The following is an 18329-nucleotide window of genomic DNA, read 5'->3' as shown; positions in this document are numbered from 1 at the left end:
GGTCCTTTCAGGTCAGGCAGTTTCCTCGAACAGCTCGCGGCCGATGAGGTAGCGGCGAATTTCGCTCGTGCCCGCGCCGATCTCGTAGAGCTTGGCGTCGCGCAGCAGGCGTCCGGTCGGATACTCGTTGATGTAGCCGTTGCCGCCAAGTGTCTGAATCGCTTCGAGTGCCATCCATGTCGCCTTCTCGGCGGAATAGAGGATGCAGCCCGCCGCGTCCTTGCGCGTCGTCTCGCCCCGGTCGCACGCCTGCGCCACGGCGTAAACGTAGGAGCGCGCCGTGGAGAAGGTCACGTACATGTCGGCGATCTTGCCCTGCATGAGCTGGAAGGTGCCGATGGCCTTTCCGAACTGCTTGCGCTCGTGGACATAGGGCACGACGACGTCGAGCGCCGCGGCCATGATGCCGAGCGGGCCGCCCGAAAGCACCACACGCTCGTAGTCGAGCCCGGACATGAGCACGTTCACGCCCTTGCCCTCTTCGCCGACGATGTTCTCGTAAGGCACTTCGCAATCCTCGAACACCAGCTCGCACGTGTCCGAACCACGCATCCCGAGCTTGTCGAGCTTCTGCGCCGTCGAGAAGCCCTTGAAGCCGCGCTCGATGAGAAACGCGGTGATGCCGCGCGGGCCGGCCTCGGGGTCAGTCTTGGCGTAGACGATCAGCGTGTCCGCCTCCGGCCCGTTGGTGATCCACATCTTGTTGCCGTTGAGCACATAGCAGTCGTTCTTGCGCTCGGCCTTGAGGCGCATCGAGACGACGTCCGACCCGGAACCGGGCTCTGACATGGCAAGGCTGCCCACATGCTCGCCGGAAATCAGCTTCGGCAGATACTTCGCCTTCTGCTCGGCCGTGCCCCAGCGCTTCAGCTGGTTGATGCAGAGGTTGGAATGCGCGCCATAGCTGAGGCCCACCGAGGCCGAAGCGCGGCTGATCTCTTCCATCGCCACCACGTGCGCGAGGTAGCCGAGCCCAGAGCCGCCGTCCTCCTCCGAAACGGTGATGCCGTGAAGGCCGAGCGCGCCAAGCTCCGGCCAAAGATCGCGCGGGAACTTGTTCTCCGCGTCGATCTGCGCGGCGCGCGGCGCGATTTTGTCCTGCGCGAACGCACGCACGGTTTCACGCAGCATGTCGATGGTTTCGCCGTGGGCGAAATTGAGAAGGGACAGGCTCATTGGTCCTCGCTTTCGATTTCAACCAGCAGCGTGCCTTCGGCGACCTGGTCGCCCTCCGCCACGCCGACCTTCGCGACCGTGCCCGAAACCGGTGCGGTCATGCGGTTTTCCATTTTCATCGCTTCCAGCACGAGCAGACGCGCACCGGCTTCCACCTTGTCGCCCGGCTTCACGAACACGGCGAGCACACGGCCCGGCATCGGCGCAGTGATGCGTCCGCTGCCGCCCTCGGGCGCGTCGGCATCCGGCGCCGCTGTGCGCACCGTGAAAACGCGGCCGCCGACGCGAAGCTCGAAGCCGTGCTCGCGTTCCACGATCGTCGCGCGCAGCAGCTCACCGCCAAGATCGCCCTCGATGCTCTGCGGCCCGGTCCACGCCGCGGCGCCGCTCACCGGCGCATCGAGGCCTTCGATACGGTATCCGGCACCCTCCGGGGTCAGCGTCAGCGTGCGCTTCTCGCCGCCCTCGGGGAACAGATCGACATGGCGACGACTCGGCAGGTTCATCCGCCACGCGCCCGCGCGCTCGAACATCGTCTGTGCCGACGGCGGATTATAACCGCCGACACGGCTCAGCGCCGCCAGCGCCAGCACACGGTCCGGAATGTCTGTCGGCGGTTTCAGACTCTCCGCGTGGCGCGCGATGAAACCGGTGTCCACATCGCCGTCGCGGAACGACGGATGATCGACGAGCCGCGCAAGGAAGGCGCGGTTCGTTCGCACACCCTCCACGATCGTGGCGTCGAGCGCGCCGACCAGCCGGTCGATGGCGCTCTGGCGGTCGGCCCCGTGAGCAATCACCTTGGCGATCATCGGGTCGTAGTGGATGCTGATCTCGCCGCCTTCCACGACGCCGCTGTCGATGCGCACGCCCGGACGGCCTTCGGGATAGACGAGCTGGCGCAGCCGCCCCGTGGAAGGCAGGAAGCCGCTCTCGGGGTCTTCAGCGTAAAGCCGTGCCTCGACCGCATGGCCCTCGATACGCAGCTGATCCTGCGTCAGCGGCAGATTCTCGCCGCGCGCCACCCGGATCTGCCACTCGACGAGATCGGTGCCGGTGATGAACTCCGTCACCGGGTGCTCGACCTGCAGCCGGGTGTTCATCTCCATGAAGTAGAACTTCGGATCACCGGTGGTGTCGACGTCGTCGCAATCGAGAATGAACTCGATCGTGCCTGCGCCCTCGTAGCCGATCGCGGTCGCGGCCTTCACCGCTGCCGCGCCGAGCGCCTTGCGGAGCGCGGCGGAAAGCCCGGGGGCAGGGGCCTCCTCGATCACCTTCTGATGGCGGCGCTGCAGCGAACAGTCGCGCTCGAACAGGTGTACGGCATTGCCGTGCCGGTCCGCGAACACCTGCACCTCGACGTGGCGGGGGCGCAGGATCAGCTTCTCGATCATCACACCGTCGTTGCCGAACGACTTCTCGCCCTCGCGCTTCGCTGCGATAAGCGCGTCCGCGAATTCGGACGCGTCGTCCACGCGCCGCATCCCCTTGCCGCCGCCGCCCGCAACCGCCTTGATCAGCAGCGGATAGCCGACCGCCTTCGAGGCTGCTTCCAGCCGCGCGAGGCTCTGGTCGTCGCCCTGATAGCCGGGGGTGACGGGCACGCCCGCGGTCTTCATCAGCTTCTTGGCAGTGTCTTTCAGGCCCATCGCGTCGATGGCCTTCACCGGCGGGCCGACGAACGTCAGCCCCGCATCGCGCACGGCGAGCGCGAACTTGGCGTTCTCGGAGAGGAAGCCGTAACCGGGATGCACGGCGTCGGCGTTCGTGCGCGCGGCGGCATCGAGGAGGCGGTCGACAAGCAGGTACGATTCCGAAGCCGGGGCGGGGCCGATCAGCACGGCTTGCCCGGCCTCATGCACGTGCGGCGCATCTGCATCCGCTTCGGAATAGACGGCGACGGTTTCGATGCCCATCCGGTGCGCGGTGCGGATGATGCGGCGGGCGATCTCGCCCCGGTTGGCAATCAGCAGCTTACGCATCGGTCTTCATCCAATATGGCCGGCGTTTCTCAAGAAAGGCGGTAAGGCCCTCGGCGGCTTCGTCCGTCGCGCGCCGCGCGGCGATACGGCGGGCGCTATCGGTGCGAAGCTCTGGCGTGGTCTCGCGCCCCGCGAAATCGGTAACGAGCGCCTTGGCGTCGATCACCGCGCCCGGCGCGGCTTCCAGGATGGCGTCCACCCACGCATCCACCTGCGCGTCGGCATCGCGGAGATCGGCGACGCCGACATGCACCAGCCCCATCTCGCGCGCTTCGGGAAGACCGAAGAGCTCGGCGGTGGTGAACCAGCGCTTGGCCTGCCGCGCGCCGATGGCGGCGATCACGAACGGCGAGATCGTCGCGGGGGTGAGGCCGAGGCGGACTTCCGAAAGCCGGAACTTCACGCCGTCGATGCCCACCACCATGTCCGCGCACGCGACGAGCCCGACACCGCCGCCGAAGATATTGCCCTTGGCGATGGCGATCACGGGTACCGGGCAGGCGGCGATGCTGGCGAGCATGTCCGAAAGCCGCTGGCCGTCAGCGACGTTCTCCGCCTCGCTCCAGCTTCCGGCGGCGCGCATGTACTCAAGGTCCGCGCCCGCCGAGAAGCTCTTGCCTTCGCCAGAAAGCACGACCGCGCGAACACCATCCATCTGCGCGATGGCATCGAACGTGCCTTTCAGCGCTGCGATAAGCTCGGCGTTGAAGGCGTTATGCCGTTCAGGGCGATTGAGCGTCACGCGCGCGACGTTGTTTTCATCGAGCGTGAAGCTGAGTGTGTTGGAAGCGGTGTTATCGTTCATCGCCGCCTCACATCCGGAACGTGCCGAAGCGCGTTTCGGGGACGGCCGCGTTCAGCGAGGCGGCGAGGCCGAGCGCCACGACCGTGCGCGTGTCGGCGGGATCGATGATGCCATCGTCCCACAGGCGGGCACTGGCGTAATAAGGATGGCCCTGCTTCTCATACTGCTCACGGATCGGCGCCTTGAACGCGTCTTCCTCGGCCTTGGTCTTGAAGCCGCCGCGCTTCACGGTGGCGAGCACCGACGCCGCCTGCTCGCCGCCCATCACGGAAATGCGCGCGTTCGGCCACATCCACAGGAAGCGGGGCGAATAGGCGCGGCCGCACATGCCGTAATTGCCCGCGCCGAAGCTGCCGCCGATCACCACGGTGAACTTCGGCACGGCGGCGCAGGCGACCGCCGTCACCATCTTCGCGCCGTGGCGGGCGATGCCCTCGTTCTCGTAGCGCCTGCCGACCATGAAGCCGGAGATGTTCTGCAGGAACAGGAGCGGCACTTTGCGCTGGCAGCACAGCTCGATGAAGTGCGCGCCTTTCTGCGCGCTTTCCGAAAACAGGATGCCGTTGTTGGCGACGATGCCAACGGGATAGCCTTCGATATGCGCGAAGCCTGTGACGAGCGTTTCGCCGTACAGCGCCTTGAACTCGTCGAGCGCGCTGTCGTCGACGACGCGGGCGATGATCTCGCGCACATCGACCGGATGCCGCGTGTCGGCGGGGATCAGGCCGTAAATCTCGGATGGATCGTGGCGTGGCGGCCTGGGCGCCTGTACGGCAACCTCCGGCGCGCGGGGCGCGGGGAGGGTGGCGACGATGCCCCGGGCGATCGAAAGCGCGTGCGCGTCGTCGTTCGCAAGATGGTCGACCACGCCGGAGATGCGCGCGTGCACGTCGCCGCCGCCAAGGTCTTCCGCCGTCACTTCCTCGCCGGTCGCGGCTTTCACCAGCGGGGGCCCACCAAGGAAGATCGTGCCTTGATTGCGCACGATGATGCTCTCGTCGGACATGGCGGGCACGTAGGCGCCGCCCGCCGTGCAGCTGCCCATCACCACCGCGATCTGCGCGATGCCTTCGGCGGACATGGTCGCCTGATTGTAGAAGATGCGCCCGAAATGGTCGCGGTCGGGGAACACCTCGTCCTGATTGGGGAGATTCGCGCCGCCGGAATCGACGAGGTAGACGCATGGCAGGCGGTTCTGCCGTGCCACTTCCTGCGCGCGCAGGTGCTTCTTCACGGTCAGCGGATAGTAAGTGCCGCCCTTCACCGTGGCGTCGTTGCACACGATCACGCAGCTCCGCCCGGCGATCTGGCCGACGCCTGCGATTACGCCTGCGGCGGGCACCTCATCGTCATAGACGTCGTAACCGGCGAACAGCGAGAGTTCGAGAAAGGCGGTGCCGGGATCAAGCAGCCGCTCCACACGCTCGCGGGGCAGCAGCTTGCCGCGTGCGGTGTGGCGTTCGCGCGAGTCCGCGTTGCCGCCGAGCGCGATCTGCGCCGAGCGCTCGCGCAGATCGGCGACGAGCGCCCGCATCGCCTCCGCGTTTGCCTTGAATTCCGGGTCGATAGCATTCGCCTGCGTGCCGACTACGGCCATCGGTCGATCATCCCCTCAGCTTCGTTCCGAGTGGGAATAGCACGCGGAAGGGATTCGGTCTTAATTGAATGCGCCTTCGGTTTCGCATAGATGACATCTATGATTGACGGCTACCTCCTGCGCTACTTCCTCGCGATCGTCGAGACCGGCAGTTTTACGGCGGCGGCAGCGCGTGTGAACGTCACCCAGCCGACGCTTTCCGCAGGCGTCGCGAAGCTGGAGAGGGAACTCGGCGTCTCGCTGTTCGTCCGCTCCGCGCGCCGCGTGGAACTTACCGAAGCCGGCGCCCGCTTCCTCCAGCGCGCGCGCAACATCATGCAGGAATACAACGCCGCGCTCGGCGAGATCGGCGAGCCCGCCCGCCGCCGCGCGCTGCGCCTCGGCCTGCTCCACACCGTCCCTGCCAGCATCGGCGAGCAGCTGGTGCGTGACTGGCAATCCATCGACGGCGCCAATGGCCTCGAGATCGTCGAAGGCAGCGATGCGGAACTCGTCACCCGCCTCGATCAAGGCCGCGTCGACATGGCGCTCACCCTGATGCGCACGGGCACGGAGAAATATTCGCCGGTTGCCGTGGGGGAGGAGCCCTATCTGTTGATGATGCCCGAAGGCCATCCACTTGCAGCATCGGACCCGGTGCTGTCGGACGCCCTGCACAGCACGCCGATGGTCGTCCGCCGCCGCTGCGAGGTGCTGAGCGAGGTCAGCCGGCATTTCACCGGCCACGGCGTCCGCCCGCCGCTCGCCTACCGTACGGTGCAGGAGGAACGCGCATTGGCGATGGTGGCCGCCGGTCTCGGCGTCACGGTCATGCCCGCGTCCTACAGCGCCCCGGGCATCGTCCAGCGGCGCCTGTCCGGCTTCGATCGCACGCGCACGCTCGCCGTGCTGCAAAGCCCCGTTGCTATGGCGCTGCAGAGCGACGTCGCACGCATGACGTCACTCGTTCAGGATGCGTTCCGCCGCCAGCCCGCGCCGTCGCGCGCAATTCCGTAAACAGCCGCCAGATTCGCTTCGGTCAGCACCGCAGAGGGCGCGCCTTCAGCGACAATGCACCCCTCCGCCATCAGCATGCACCGGTCGCAATGCGCCTCCGCGAGCGCGAGATTGTGAAAGGACGCCAGCACCCCGGCCCCGTGCGCCGCCTCGGCGCGAAGCAGCGCAAGCACATCGAGTTCATGTCCCGGATCGAGGTTCGCGGTCGGTTCGTCGAGCAAAAGCCAGTCCGCCCGGCCCGCAAGCGCCCGCGCCAGCAGGACGCGCGCGCGCTCGCCCGTAGAGAGCGTGTCCACCTGCCGCGCGGCGAATGCCGCCATGCCGACGCGCGCCAATGCTTCCGACACGGCAGGCTCGCCCGCACCCGAAAGCGCGACGATGTCGTCGGCGCGCATAGGCCAGTCGACGCGGCGCCCGGCGGGCATGTAAGCGATACACCGGGCTCGCTCCGCGGCCGTCATCTCGCTCAGCACTCTTCCGTCTGCGGTGATCGTCCCGCGTCCGGTGGTCAGCCCCGCCAGCGCGCGGAGCAGCGTCGTCTTGCCGGATCCGTTCGGTCCGATCAGCCCCACGATCTCGCCGCGTGCGATGGCAATATCGATCGCGCCTTTCAGGTGCGCCCGTGCGATGGCGGTCGCGACGAGACCGCTCACGACGGCATCCCGCGTCGGGAGAGGATCAGCCACAGAAAGAACGGCGCCCCCAGCATCGCTGTCACCACGCCGATGGGCAGCGTCTTGCCGTTCAGCGGAAAGCGCGTGACAATATCCGCCGCCACCAGCAGCGCCGCGCCCGCGATTGCGCTCGGCAACAGCGCGGGGCCGGGGCGGTTCCGTACCAGTGGCCGCACCAGATGCGGCACGATCAGGCCCACAAAGCCGATGATACCCGCCACGGCCACCGCGCCGCCCACCGCGACCGCGCTGCCCCCGACGATCCGCCAGCGCATCAGCCGCACGTCGTGGCCCAGCGTCGCGGCGACATCCTCGCCGAGCGCCAGCGCATCGAGACCGCGAGCGGCGGAAAGCACGAGGAGACTTCCGGCGAGCATGGCGGGAAGGCCGACGCTCACGTGGCCGAGATTGCGATCGGCGAACGAGCCGAGCAGCCAGAACATGATGTCATAGAAGGCGAAGGGCGAGGGCGCGAGCGCGAGCGCGAGGTTCATCATCGCCCCGCCAAGCGCCGAGATTGCGACACCCGCAAGAATCAGGGTCGCCGAGGACGCCCCGCGCCCGGCGAGCGCCAGCAGCAGAAGTAGCGCGATCAGCGCCCCCGCGATGCCGCCCCCCGCCATCGCGAGCGTGCCGGAAAGCCCCAGGAAATAGGCTGAAACGACCGCGCCAAGCGCCGCGCCCGCCGAGGTGCCGAGAATGTCGGGTGATGAGAGTGGATTGCGGAGGAGACCTTGGAGCGCCGCGCCGCAGAGCCCCAGTGCCGCGCCCGCCGACGCCGCAAGCACCAGCCGCGGCAATCGAAGCTCGACGATCAGCATATGGGCAAGCGCTGGGTCACGCTTCAGAAGACCGAGGATCGGCACGTCGCCTACGATCAGCGACGCTGCCGCCACAAGGACGAGCACTCCGCCCAGGATCAGGCAAAGGCGTCCCGCGCTCATTGTGTGATCTCCGCGCGAAGCCGTGCGACATCGGCCGCCGCCAGCGGGCCGGGGCAGGACCAGAACCGCCCGTCGACATATGCGGGCTTTCGACCCGAAAGACGTGTCGCTGTTCCAAGCCATTCCTGCGGAAGCGAAAATTGGTCGGCGCGGTAACGGCTGAGGATGAGGAGCGGCGGCGGCGTGGCCACAAGCCCTTCCAGCGAAACACGGCTGGACGACATCACCATCTGCCGGATGCCCGCGTGCGCAAGAAGTTCGGCGGCGATCGAATGCACGTCGGGCGTCAGTCCGCCTGCAACGACCATCAGCGCATCATTCGCGCGGGCTGGAGCGGCCTTCAGCTTAGCATCCATCCAGCCGATCAGCGCCGCGCCGCGCGCCGGATGCCCGAGCACGGCGGCAACCGTTCGTATATTGTCTCGAAGCGCGGCAAGCGTCTGCGGCGGCGGCACGTCGACCACGCGTGTTCCGGTTCGCTCGGCAAGTTCGCGCGCGAAGCGGTTCACTGCGCCACCGGTGATGACGAGATCGGGTTTCAGGTGCGCGACCGAGCTGAAGCGGCCGTCATTGCTGTGCAGACCACGCGCCTTGGGGGCGAGCGGCGTCTCGCGAAGGTCGTGCCCCAGGAACGAAACGGACACGAGCTGATCCGGTTCGGCCAACAGCAGCACCAGTTCGTCCGTGCAAAGCCCGAGGGAGGCGACGCGTGCCGGCGTTCCCGCCTCCGCCGAAACTTCATGGTTTGCCGCCTCCGCCGCTGTAGCGGCGAAGGCGAGCAGACCAAGAAAGGCGATCAGCCGCCCCATTTCACGCGGATGCCGCCGAAGGCGGAGATACCCTGCGTCCGATATCCGTAAGCGTCTTCATAGGTCGCATCGAACAGGTTTTCGATGCGGCCCGTCAACTCGAAGTCGCCGCCCAGCTTCACGCGGCCGGAGAGCGTTGCGAGCACATAGTCCTTCAGCGTCACGACGCGCGCCGGGAAGCTGTCGAAATCCGTGTCCTTGCGGTTGCCCACATAGTTCGCCGTGAAGGTGACGGAGGCGACGTCGAAATCGGCGGTCGCCAGCAGGCTGCCGCTGTGCCGCGGACGCCGGGCTTCGCGCAGCCGCGCCGCACCCGCAACCTGAGCTTCCTTTGCGTCGAGCCACGTATAGCTGCCGCCGAGCGTCAGCCAGGTGAGGGGCTTTGCGTCGAACGAGGCTTCGATACCGCGGCGCTTGCTCTTGCCGGTCGCGTTGGCGACGCCCGAGAGGAAGGTCGCGGAGTCGAACGTCGAGACAATCTCATTCTCCAGATCGGCCTGGAACCATGTCACGTCTGCCGAGAACGTGCCCTTTCGGTAGCCGACACCCGCATCCCAGCCGACTGAACGCTCCGGCGTCAGGTTCGGATTGCCGACGAAGCTGCCGGGGAAGAAGCCGAACATTTCCGTGAACGTCGGGTCGGTGACGCCCTTGCCGGCGCTCGCGTGGACGGTGAAGCCGTTTTCGAGCGTGTAGCGGCCGCTCGTGCGCCACGTCGTCGCGTCCTTGAACGCGTCGTTCTCGTCGCGGCGTACGCTCGCGCCAAGCACGAGCCCTCCCGCGCTCAGGCCGTAATCGAGCACGAAGCTGGTACGGTCGCGCGACACGCGCTGGTTGGTGCCGCCGAAATACGTATCGTCATCGGCAACGAAGCGCTGCGTGCGATATTCGATTGCGCCGGTCACGCGGTGGCGGAAGGCCTCGCTGCCGAAGTCGATACCGGTCTGGTAGCCGGTTTCGAACACCTCGGCGTCAGTGCGGTTGAGGTAGGTGTCGCCGTCGCGGTTGATGTTGTCGGTCGTGACGAAGCTGCCGAAGATCTCGTGCCGCCAGCGGCCTTCCAGCGTCTCGACACGTCCGAACCCGCGCAGCGCGGTCGCGCGAATGCGCGTCGCGTCGAGCGTGTCGTCCCTCAGGAAAGTGACGTCACTGTATCCGTCGAATTCGCTGAGCGAGTTGGTGTGACGCACGACAATGCCGAGTTCGCCGTTCTCAATCGGCCGCACAGTGGCTTTCGCGGATAGCATCAGCGATTCATAGCCGTCGCGTTCCTTGATGCCGCCGCCGAAGCTGTCGATGCCCTTGGTGTCGTACCAGCTGGACTGCACGACCACGCCGCCCTTGTCGCTGCCGATGCTGGCGCCGCCTGCCGCGTGAAGCGTGCCGAAGGAGCCCGCTTCGGCGCTGCCGAAAATGCGTGTGCCGTCGGCCGGTTCAGCGGTGGTCACGGACACGACGCCGCCGATTGCTTCTGATCCCCACAATGCAGACTGCGGACCGCGCAGGATTTCTGCGCGTGCGATGCCGTCCGAGGGCAGGGTTTCCCAGCGGAACTCGCCCGAGGTTGCAGGGTCGTTGGCGGCGATGCCGTCGACGAAAACGAGCGTGTGGTTCGCCTCGGCGCCGCGAATGCGGACCTGTGTCTGTGCGCCGGTCGGTCCGGAACGCGCCACGGATACGCCCGGCGACAGGCGCAGAATGTCAACGAGCTGGGGTACGGCGACGGCCTCGATCGCGGCGCCGTCGATCACCGTCAGCGCGCCGCCGGTGTCGCCGTAGGCTACCGGTTCGCGCGCGGCGGAGACGACCAGTGTCCCATCATCGACAATTGCGGCGGCAGAAAGAAGAAATACAGCAATCATAACAACCTCCATGACTATGTTCACACATCGTCACAGCGGGCATGACTGCTCGCACGCGATCGGCTGGACCCGGCCGGGCGTGGACGACAGACATGGCAGGTTTCCTGACTTGCGGGTTGTCGCCTTGCGTGCCGCCTTCCCGGTCTGGCCTATGGGGCCGTTCCAGTGGCATCGTGGCACGCAGGCTATCCGCCTACAGTTGCGGGCACAGCGCCGGTTTCAGACCGGCTTCCCTATTATCCCCGTTGCCGGGGCACCATGTCGGCGGCGTGGATAGTCGCTCACGCTCTAGCTTGCAACCCGGCTTGCAAGTGGCGCGCGGCTCGGCTATTGGCCCCGCTTTCCTGGCGGCTGGTCGGAAACCAGTCGCTGACGACGGAGCAAAGACGTGAAGCAGAATATCCACCCCGACTATCACACCATCACGGTGCAGATGACCGACGGGACGACCTATCAGACGCGTTCGACGTGGGGCAAGGAGGGCGACACGCTGCTCCTCGAAATCGATCCGACGACGCACCCGGCATGGACCGGCGGCAACTCGAAGATGCTCGACACCGGCGGCCGCGTTGCGCGCTTCAACAAGCGCTTCGGCGGGCTCTCGCTCGGCAAGAAGTAAGCGCCGTGCGGCGGCGGCTCCGTTAGGGACACGCCGCCGTGAACGGGCTCATTCATCACATCGATCTGAACGCGAGCGACCTCGCGGCCTCGAAGCGCGTCTATGGCTTGCTGCTGGATGCGCTGGGCTACACGTGCGTGCGCGACGATGGCGAGTGCGAATGGGATATCCGCGCGCCGCGGGGCTTCGCCTCGATCGGGCTCAAGCAGGCGCGGCTTCCGGGTTACGCGCACGAGCGTTACGCCCCCGGTATTCATCACCTTGCATGGTCGGTGGATAGCCGGGCGGAGGTGGATCGTATCCACGCCCTGCTGCGCGATGCTGGGGTGAGCATTCTCGATGCGCCCGCGCTCTACCCCGAATATTCGGCGGATTACTACGCGGTGTTCTTCGAAGACCCGGACGGTATCAAGCTCGAGGTGCTGAACGCACCGAGCTTCTCACAGCGCTGAAACCATCGCCTTCGCCGTCGCGTAGTCGGCCTTTCCGTTCGGGCCACGCGGCACGCTCGGCACTGCGAGCAGCCGCTTGGGCACCTTGTAGCCGGCAAGGTGCCTGCGAACATGCGCAAGGATGTCGGCCACCTCGGAAGGTTCGGCCTCCACCACGGCCGTCACGCACTGGCCCCATGTCTCGTCGGGCATCCCGAACACCAGCGCATCGTCCACCGCAGGGTGCGTTTTCAGCATTTCCTCGACTTCTTCGGGAAACACCTTCTCGCCCCCCGTGTTGATGCACTGGTTGCCGCGCCCCATCAGCGTGAAGGTGCCGTCGGCTTCCAGCATGGCATGGTCGCCCGCCATCGCGTACCGCTTGCCGTCGATGGTCACGAAGGTTGCGGCGGTTTTGGCCGCGTCCTTGTAGTAGCCGCGCGGCAGCAGCCCGCCGCGCGCGATGCGGCCCACGTGTCCGGGCGCCACGGAGCGCAGGTTCTCGTCCACCAGGATCGTGTCGGGGTCATGCACGAAGCGCGTCGCCTCGCCGGCGTTGTGCGTCCCCTGTACGGCCGATCCGATGCCAAGCCTTTCCGAAGAGCCGAGCGCGTCGATCAGCATCATCTTCGGATTGTGCCGCAACAGCCCGGCCTTCACCTCCGGGCTCCACATCGTGCCCGAGGAAATGATGAGGTCGAGCGAAGCGATGTCGCCGCCGCCGTTGTCGAGCGCTCTCAGGAACGGCCGGGCAAAAGCATCGCCCACGATTACTGCGCTGTTCGGTTTGTGCCGCGCACACGCCGCGACTGCTTCGATCGGATGAAAGCTCGCACCCGGCAAGGTGATCGCCGTACCGCCCGTCGCGATCGCATAGAGGCCCATCAGGAACCCGGAGCCGTGCATCAGCGGCGGCATCACGAGTAACCGCCGCCGCCCGATCCCGGCGCGGACATTGCCGAGCAGGGCCTCCAGCGTTTCGACCGGTGGGCCGCCCATCATTGCCGCGCCGCCGCCGAGCATCGCCCAGATCACGCTCTGGTCCCACATCACGCCCTTGGGATAGCCCGTGGTGCCGCCCGTGTAGATGAACAGCAAGTCGTCGCCGCGGTGCGTAAGGGCGAGCGGGCCAGCGCCGGCTTTGGCCAGTTCGTCATGCGCCTTCGCCCATGCGGGCGGCGAACCGCCCACCTGCACGAACAGCTTCACCAGCCCCAGCGATGGCCTGATCTCGTCGACAAGGTCTGCGAAATCGGCATCGAACACCAGCACCGCGGCATCGGAATTGTCGAGGATGTAGAGAAGTTCCTCGCCCGTATAGCGGTAGTTGACGTTCACATGGACGAGCCGCGCCTTGAAGGCGGCAAAGGTGGTTTCGAGATAGGCGGGGCCGTTCCGCATCAGGTGCGCGACCTTGTCGCCGGGCACGGCGCCGGCAGCGGCATAGGCGGCGGAAAGCGCATCGGTCCGCCGGTCGAAATCGCCCCAGCGCGTTATGTGATCGCCGTGGATCAGCGCCGGAAGATCGGGATCGACGGCACCGCCGATCGCGGCGGCGATGCGGCCGAAGCTCCAATCCTCGTCCATTGTTGGCTCTCCTCTCCCTTTTTCGAACTTCCCCCGCGCCGCCATCCGAGGCAAGCCGTTAAAAGTCGAAGGGAAGGGGTGGGATGAAGGCGTGGGTCTGCCACCATCTGAGCGAGGATCGCTCGGGGCTGCGCTTCGAGACTGCGTGGCCGGACGCGTCGCTGCCCGCGGCGGGCGAGGTCCGCGTCGCGCTGACGGCGGCGGCGCTCAACTTCCCGGATTTCCTGATGCTGTCGGGCGGATATCAGTTCAAGCCGGAGCTTCCGTTCGTGCCGGGCGTCGAAGGCGTGGGCATCGTGACCGATACGGGTGCGGGGGTGGATCCGGCGCTGGTGAGGCGCCGTGTCGTCGTCGGCGCACGCTCCGGATGTCTTGCCGAAGCGGTCACGCTCGGTGTCGAAAGCGTGCGCCTCGCACCCAATGGGTGCTCGGATGCGGAAGCCGCATCTTACGCGGTCGGCGCGCTCACCGCATGGGTCGGACTCGTGGAGCGGGGCAGGCTGACGCAAAGGGAAACGCTGCTGGTCACGGGTGCCGCAGGCGGCATGGGTCTCGCTGCGGTCGCGATGGGGAGGGCGCTCGGCGCACATGTGATCGCCGCTGCGTCCGATGAGCCGAAATGCGCAGCCGCACGCGCTGCGGGCGCTGATGAAACGCTCGTCATTGATCGCGCCGCGCCCGACTTTTCGGTGTTCAAGGACAGCATCGACGTCGTCTTCGATCCCGTCGGCGGCGCACTGCTCGGGCCCGCGATGTGGGCGCTGCGCTGGAATGGGCGTTACCTGCTGATCGGCTTCGCGGGCGGAATACCGCAGCCGTTTGCGCTCAACTCCGCGCTTATCAAGGGGATCGAGATCGTCGGCGTGCGCGCCGGGGAGTTCGGGCGCCGCAATCCGCTGGCCGGCGACCGGGTCCGCGCGGAGATCGACGCACTCGTTGAATCGGGGCGTTACCGGCCGTTCATCGGCATGGACGTGCCGCTTGAGCGCGCCAATGAAGCGTTCGCTGCAATGGCGGCCGGAACGCTCATCGGCAAGGCCGTTGTCAGGATCCGCTGAGCGTCGTTTCGATCGGCACGCCGTTCTTGATCGCGAGCGTCACCGGCGTGCGCTCGGCGATGTCCGCGAACCGCGCGCGCTGCTCTTCGGTAAGGTCACCGGTCAGCGTCAGCACGCGCTCGATGCGCGCGGTGTCCCCGTCCTTCAGGTGACGCATTGCGACCTCGGCGCTTTCGAGCGGCCAGTCCTTGCGCCTGGCGTACATGCGGAGCGTGATCGCCGTGCACGATCCGAGCGCGGCGAGCAGAAGCTGGAACGGCGCCGGTCCCGCGTCCTTGCCGCCGATCTTCTCGGGCTCGTCGGAGACGAACATGTGGTGCCCGGCACGCACATCGACCTTGTAGTCGTCGGTGCCGATGTTGGCGGTGACGCGCGCAATCGTGATTTCGTCCATGTCGTCTCCTCAACGGAAAAGGGAGGCAGACGGTGTACGCCTGCCTCCCTTCCACTATGCCGCAGCCATCCGGCCGAAGCGACCGCTGTTGAAGTCATCGATGGCGGTGCGGATCTCCGTTTCGCTGTTCATCACGAACGGGCCGTAACCGACGATCGGTTCATCGATCGGCGCGCCCGTGAGCACGAGCAGCGTGGTTTCGGCCTCCGCCGTGAACCGCGCCGAGGTTCCCGTCCGGCTCAGCTCAAGCACCTCCGCGCTGCCGGCATCCTCGCCATTGACCAGCACCCGGCCCGACAGCACGACGACCAGAGTCGTGTGGCCTTCGGGCAGATCGAGCGTGACGTCGGCGCCGTTATCCAGCCGTACGTCCCAGACGTTCACCGAGGTGAACGTCCGCGCCGGGCCGGTCTTGCCGCCGATCGTACCCGCGATGATCCGCGCCCTGCCGCCGTCGAGGTCGACGACCGGAATGTCCGCGTCCACGATCGACTGGTAGCCGGGCGCCGCCATCTTGTCCTTCGCGGGCAGGTTTACCCACAGCTGGACCATGCGGAACGGCCCGCCTGCGCGCGTAAAGCCCTTCGAATGGAACTCCTCGTGGAGCACACCCCCGGCCGCCGTCATCCACTGGACGTCGCCGGGGCCGATGATGCCGCCGTTCCCGGCGGAATCCCGGTGTTCCACCTCGCCATCATAGACGATGGTGACGGTTTCGAAGCCGCGATGCGGGTGCGTACCCACCCCGCGCGGGGTTTCGGCGGGCTCGAACACGTGCGGGCCCGCGTAGTCGAGCAGCAGGAACGGGCTGATCGCGCCGCCCTGCGCGTGGTAAGAGATCAGCGAGCGTACCGGAAAGCCGTCGCCCACCCAGTGGCGCTGTTCGTTGGTGTGGCGCGTTGTGATCGTCTTCATCGTTCATGCTCCTGTACGCGGAGGGGCAAACCTTCCGCCTTCGTATGCCCATGTAAGAACGCAAAAGCAGGCGGGGAGGGGCTGCGCCTGCAACGCTGGGTTTCCCGCAGCGGAACAGTCTTGGAGAATCGCCCCAGCATTTGATACGCCGCAGCTATGTCTGATTCCGCTTCCGACGCACCGTCGACACTTCGCCCGCTTCCGCTCCTTATTTTCAGCTCGCGCTGGCTGCAGTTGCCGCTCTACCTCGGCCTCATCGCCGCGCAGGGCGTCTATGTGCTCCTGTTCCTGAAGGAGCTTTATCACCTCGTCATGCACAGCTGGGAGTTCACGGAGCAGCAGATCATGCTGCTGGTTCTCGGCCTCATCGATGTGGTGATGATCTCGAACCTGCTCGTGATGGTCATCGTCGGCGGCTACGAGACGTTCGTGTCACGCCTCGGGCTCAAGGGGCACCCGGATCAGCCGGAATGGCTGAGCCACGTGAACGCGGGCGTGCTGAAGGTGAAGCTGGCGATGGCGATCATCGGCATCTCGTCAATCCACTTGCTCAGGACGTTCATCGAGGCGAGTAACATCGGACTGCCCACCGCACGCATCACGGCAGAGGGCGTGCTGTGGCAGACGATCATCCATACCGTCTTCATTCTCTCGGCGATCGGCATTGCGTATGTCGACCGAATGACGCAGCAAAAACACTAGACCTTCAACTAACGGCGAATGGAGGGGCCCGTCGCTGTTGTAGGCGAACTTCCGTTGTACGTGTCTCGATATCGATGGTTGTTATCTAACATCGAGTGATTTAGTCTCCTCCGCATAAGAGCAATGCGGGGAGGGTGCATGACACCGATCACGGTCGACAAGGCTGAGGATGTGGACTGGGACGCCGAGGCGGACGTGGTCGTCGTCGGGTTCGGCGGGGCCGGGGCCTCGGCAGCGCTGCAGGCGCGCGAGAGCGGCGCCGATGTGCTGCTGATCGATCGCTTCGGCGGCGGCGGCACGACGGCGTACAGCGGCGGCGTGATCTATGCGGGCGGCACGCGCTTTCAGCGTGAGGCGGGCTTCGAGGACAGTGCGGAGAAGATGCTCGCCTACCTCGAGATCGAGGTGGGCGACGCGGTGCGCCCGGAGACGCTGCGGCGCTTTTGCGAAGGCAGTGCGGCCGATGTCGACTGGCTGATCGGGCACGGTGTCCGCTATTCGGGAGACGCCTATCTCGACAAGATCACGTACCCGCCGGAGGGCAAATATCTCTATTATTCGGGCAACGAGAAGTCGCCCGAGTTTGCCGAAAAGGCCGAGCCGATCCCCCGCGGACACCGCGCCGTGGGCCCCGGCTTCGGCGGGGCGCACTACATCGCGGCGCTGCGCGAGGCGCTGGGGCGGGAAGGCGTCGGTGTGATGGCGCACACGCGCGTGCAGGCGCTTGTCGTTTCGGGCGGGCGTGTCGTCGGGGTGGAGGCGATCAGCCTTCCGCCGGAAAAATACGCCGAACATCAGGCACTGTGCGCTTCGGCAAGTCCCTATGTGCCGCACAATCACGGCAAGGCCGCGCGCGCATACAAGGCGATGGCGGCGCTGGAGGCGCAGTTTGGGCGCAAGGTCCGCGTTCGGGCGCGCGGCGGCGTCATCCTGAGTACGGGCGGCTTTGCCTTCAGCCAGGACATGATGGCCAAACACGACCCGAATTTCGCGCGCTTCTACGATGTGAGCCACCGGCTTTCCGCGATGGGCAGCGACGGTTCGGGCATCGCGATGGGCGTTTCGGTGGGTGGCGCGACGGGGTGGATGGATTCGATCTACATCGCGCGCAACATCTCGCCGCCCGAGGCGCTGCTGGAGGGCATACTCGTCAACAAGGCGGGTGAACGTTTTGTGCCCGAGGACGCCTATGTCAGCCTGATCGGCGGCAAGCTGGCGCGCCAGCCGGACGGGAAGGCGTGGCTCGTCGTTTCGGCACGCGAATTCCGCAAATCGATCGTGGAATCGCTCACCTGCGGCTGGCAGCGGTTCAAGTATTTCGGCGTGCCGATGCTGATCAACTACGTGCTCGGCGGCACGCGACGGGGTGGGGATGCGGCCGCGCTAGCCCGCAAGACGGGGATGGACCTCGCCGGTCTTACGGCAACGATCGCCGCACATGATGCCGATATCGCCGCCGGGCGGCCCGATGCGGTGGGCAAGACCGAAGTCCTGCGCACGCCGCTGGGGCAGGGGCCTTATTATGCGGTCAACATGTCGATGGATAATCGCCACGCGCTCACCAAGTTCATGACGCTCGGCGGGCTCAAGGTGGATGAGGACACGGGCGCGGTGCTGCGCGAAGACGGTGCGGCGATCGGCGGGCTCTATGCGGCGGGGATGACCGCCGTGGGTCTCCATTCGAACGGCTACATCAGCGGTCTGTCGCTCGCGGACGGGGTGTTCTCGGGGCGCCGGGCGGCGCGGGCGGCGGCGAAAGCGGTCGCCGCCTGAGG

17 protein-coding genes and 1 riboswitch are annotated in these 18329 nt (G+C 66.5%); of the genes, 6 read left to right on the top strand and 11 right to left on the bottom strand.

The genetic code is table 11. The features are described from left to right. Positions 1-12 precede the first annotated feature (12 nt). Genes ACE3TJ_RS01395 through ACE3TJ_RS01380 form a run of 4 tightly spaced genes read right to left on the bottom strand, consistent with a single transcriptional unit; the run spans position 13 to position 5563 of the window. The gene (locus tag ACE3TJ_RS01395) at positions 13-1176 is read right to left on the bottom strand and encodes an isovaleryl-CoA dehydrogenase (RefSeq protein WP_374593134.1); all 1164 of its coding nucleotides are present in this window, start codon (positions 1174-1176) and stop codon (positions 13-15) included. Beyond that, the gene (locus ACE3TJ_RS01390; RefSeq protein WP_374593132.1) at positions 1173-3161 is read right to left on the bottom strand and encodes a biotin carboxylase N-terminal domain-containing protein; all 1989 of its coding nucleotides are present in this window, start codon (positions 3159-3161) and stop codon (positions 1173-1175) included. The genes ACE3TJ_RS01395 and ACE3TJ_RS01390 overlap by 4 nt, the downstream gene beginning before the upstream one ends. After that, on the bottom strand, positions 3154-3966 hold the full coding sequence (locus ACE3TJ_RS01385; RefSeq protein ID WP_374593130.1) for an enoyl-CoA hydratase-related protein: 813 nt from the start codon (positions 3964-3966) through the stop codon (positions 3154-3156). The genes ACE3TJ_RS01390 and ACE3TJ_RS01385 overlap by 8 nt, the downstream gene beginning before the upstream one ends. 7 nt (positions 3967-3973) lie before the next feature. Further along, positions 3974-5563 (bottom strand): carboxyl transferase domain-containing protein, encoded by a 1590-nt coding sequence (locus tag ACE3TJ_RS01380; protein ID WP_374593128.1) that lies wholly within the window; start codon positions 5561-5563, stop codon positions 3974-3976. Between the two features lie 99 nt (positions 5564-5662). On the opposite strand from ACE3TJ_RS01380, the gene ACE3TJ_RS01375 reads away from it, so the two are divergent. After that, the gene (locus ACE3TJ_RS01375; RefSeq protein ID WP_374593126.1) at positions 5663-6559 is read left to right on the top strand and encodes a LysR family transcriptional regulator; all 897 of its coding nucleotides are present in this window, start codon (positions 5663-5665) and stop codon (positions 6557-6559) included. Here ACE3TJ_RS01375 and ACE3TJ_RS01370 read toward each other — a convergent pair. From ACE3TJ_RS01370 to ACE3TJ_RS01355, 4 genes are read right to left on the bottom strand one after another with little or no spacing between them, the layout of a single operon-like run. Then, positions 6511-7212, bottom strand: coding sequence for an ABC transporter ATP-binding protein (locus tag ACE3TJ_RS01370; RefSeq protein ID WP_374593124.1), 702 nt, complete (start codon positions 7210-7212; stop codon positions 6511-6513). The two genes, ACE3TJ_RS01375 and ACE3TJ_RS01370, sit on opposite strands and share 49 nt — an antisense overlap. After that, entirely contained in the window at positions 7209-8177 is a 969-nt protein-coding gene (locus ACE3TJ_RS01365) for a FecCD family ABC transporter permease (RefSeq protein ID WP_374593122.1), read from the bottom strand. Before ACE3TJ_RS01365 ends, ACE3TJ_RS01370 begins: the two co-directional genes overlap by 4 nt. After that, positions 8174-8986, bottom strand: coding sequence for an ABC transporter substrate-binding protein (locus tag ACE3TJ_RS01360; RefSeq protein WP_374593120.1), 813 nt, complete (start codon positions 8984-8986; stop codon positions 8174-8176). The genes ACE3TJ_RS01365 and ACE3TJ_RS01360 overlap by 4 nt, the downstream gene beginning before the upstream one ends. Continuing rightward, complete coding sequence (locus tag ACE3TJ_RS01355) at positions 8974-10848, bottom strand: TonB-dependent receptor plug domain-containing protein (RefSeq protein WP_374593118.1); 1875 nt, start codon at positions 10846-10848, stop codon at positions 8974-8976. The genes ACE3TJ_RS01360 and ACE3TJ_RS01355 overlap by 13 nt, the downstream gene beginning before the upstream one ends. Before the next feature lie 76 nt (positions 10849-10924). After that, a riboswitch (cobalamin riboswitch) is annotated at positions 10925-11124 on the bottom strand. A 112-nt stretch (positions 11125-11236) separates the two neighbouring features. Between ACE3TJ_RS01355 and rpmE the strand changes: the two genes are divergently transcribed. Then, positions 11237-11467: a 50S ribosomal protein L31 gene (rpmE, locus tag ACE3TJ_RS01350; RefSeq protein ID WP_121048911.1), complete on the top strand. Its 231-nt coding sequence runs from the start codon at positions 11237-11239 to the stop codon at positions 11465-11467. Between the two features lie 38 nt (positions 11468-11505). After that, positions 11506-11919, top strand: a complete 414-nt coding sequence (locus tag ACE3TJ_RS01345) for a VOC family protein (protein WP_374593116.1) — start codon at positions 11506-11508, stop codon at positions 11917-11919. On the opposite strand, the gene ACE3TJ_RS01340 is transcribed toward ACE3TJ_RS01345, so the two are convergent. After that, positions 11908-13485: an AMP-binding protein gene (locus ACE3TJ_RS01340; RefSeq protein ID WP_374593114.1), complete on the bottom strand. Its 1578-nt coding sequence runs from the start codon at positions 13483-13485 to the stop codon at positions 11908-11910. The two genes, ACE3TJ_RS01345 and ACE3TJ_RS01340, sit on opposite strands and share 12 nt — an antisense overlap. Positions 13486-13568: 83 nt before the next feature. Between ACE3TJ_RS01340 and ACE3TJ_RS01335 the strand changes: the two genes are divergently transcribed. After that, positions 13569-14543: a zinc-binding dehydrogenase gene (locus tag ACE3TJ_RS01335; protein ID WP_374593112.1), complete on the top strand. Its 975-nt coding sequence runs from the start codon at positions 13569-13571 to the stop codon at positions 14541-14543. Here the strand turns inward: ACE3TJ_RS01335 and ACE3TJ_RS01330 are convergent. Together ACE3TJ_RS01330 and ACE3TJ_RS01325 are read right to left on the bottom strand one after the other, a co-directional pair. Then, entirely contained in the window at positions 14530-14937 is a 408-nt protein-coding gene (locus tag ACE3TJ_RS01330) for an OsmC family protein (protein WP_374593109.1), read from the bottom strand. The genes ACE3TJ_RS01335 and ACE3TJ_RS01330 overlap by 14 nt on opposite strands. 54 nt (positions 14938-14991) lie before the next feature. Further along, positions 14992-15852, bottom strand: coding sequence for a pirin family protein (locus ACE3TJ_RS01325; protein ID WP_374593107.1), 861 nt, complete (start codon positions 15850-15852; stop codon positions 14992-14994). 156 nt (positions 15853-16008) lie between these two features. On the opposite strand from ACE3TJ_RS01325, the gene ACE3TJ_RS01320 reads away from it, so the two are divergent. Together ACE3TJ_RS01320 and ACE3TJ_RS01315 are read left to right on the top strand one after the other, a co-directional pair. Next, on the top strand, positions 16009-16554 hold the full coding sequence (locus tag ACE3TJ_RS01320; protein ID WP_374593105.1) for a TIGR00645 family protein: 546 nt from the start codon (positions 16009-16011) through the stop codon (positions 16552-16554). A gap of 138 nt (positions 16555-16692) precedes the next feature. Beyond that, positions 16693-18327: an FAD-binding protein gene (locus ACE3TJ_RS01315; protein ID WP_374593103.1), complete on the top strand. Its 1635-nt coding sequence runs from the start codon at positions 16693-16695 to the stop codon at positions 18325-18327. Positions 18328-18329 lie beyond the last annotated feature (2 nt).

The organism is Sphingosinicella sp. (assembly GCF_041916975.1).
GTDB lineage: Bacteria > Pseudomonadota > Alphaproteobacteria > Sphingomonadales > Sphingomonadaceae > Sphingosinicella.
This window is presented reverse-complemented; position numbering and strand designations above follow the sequence as displayed.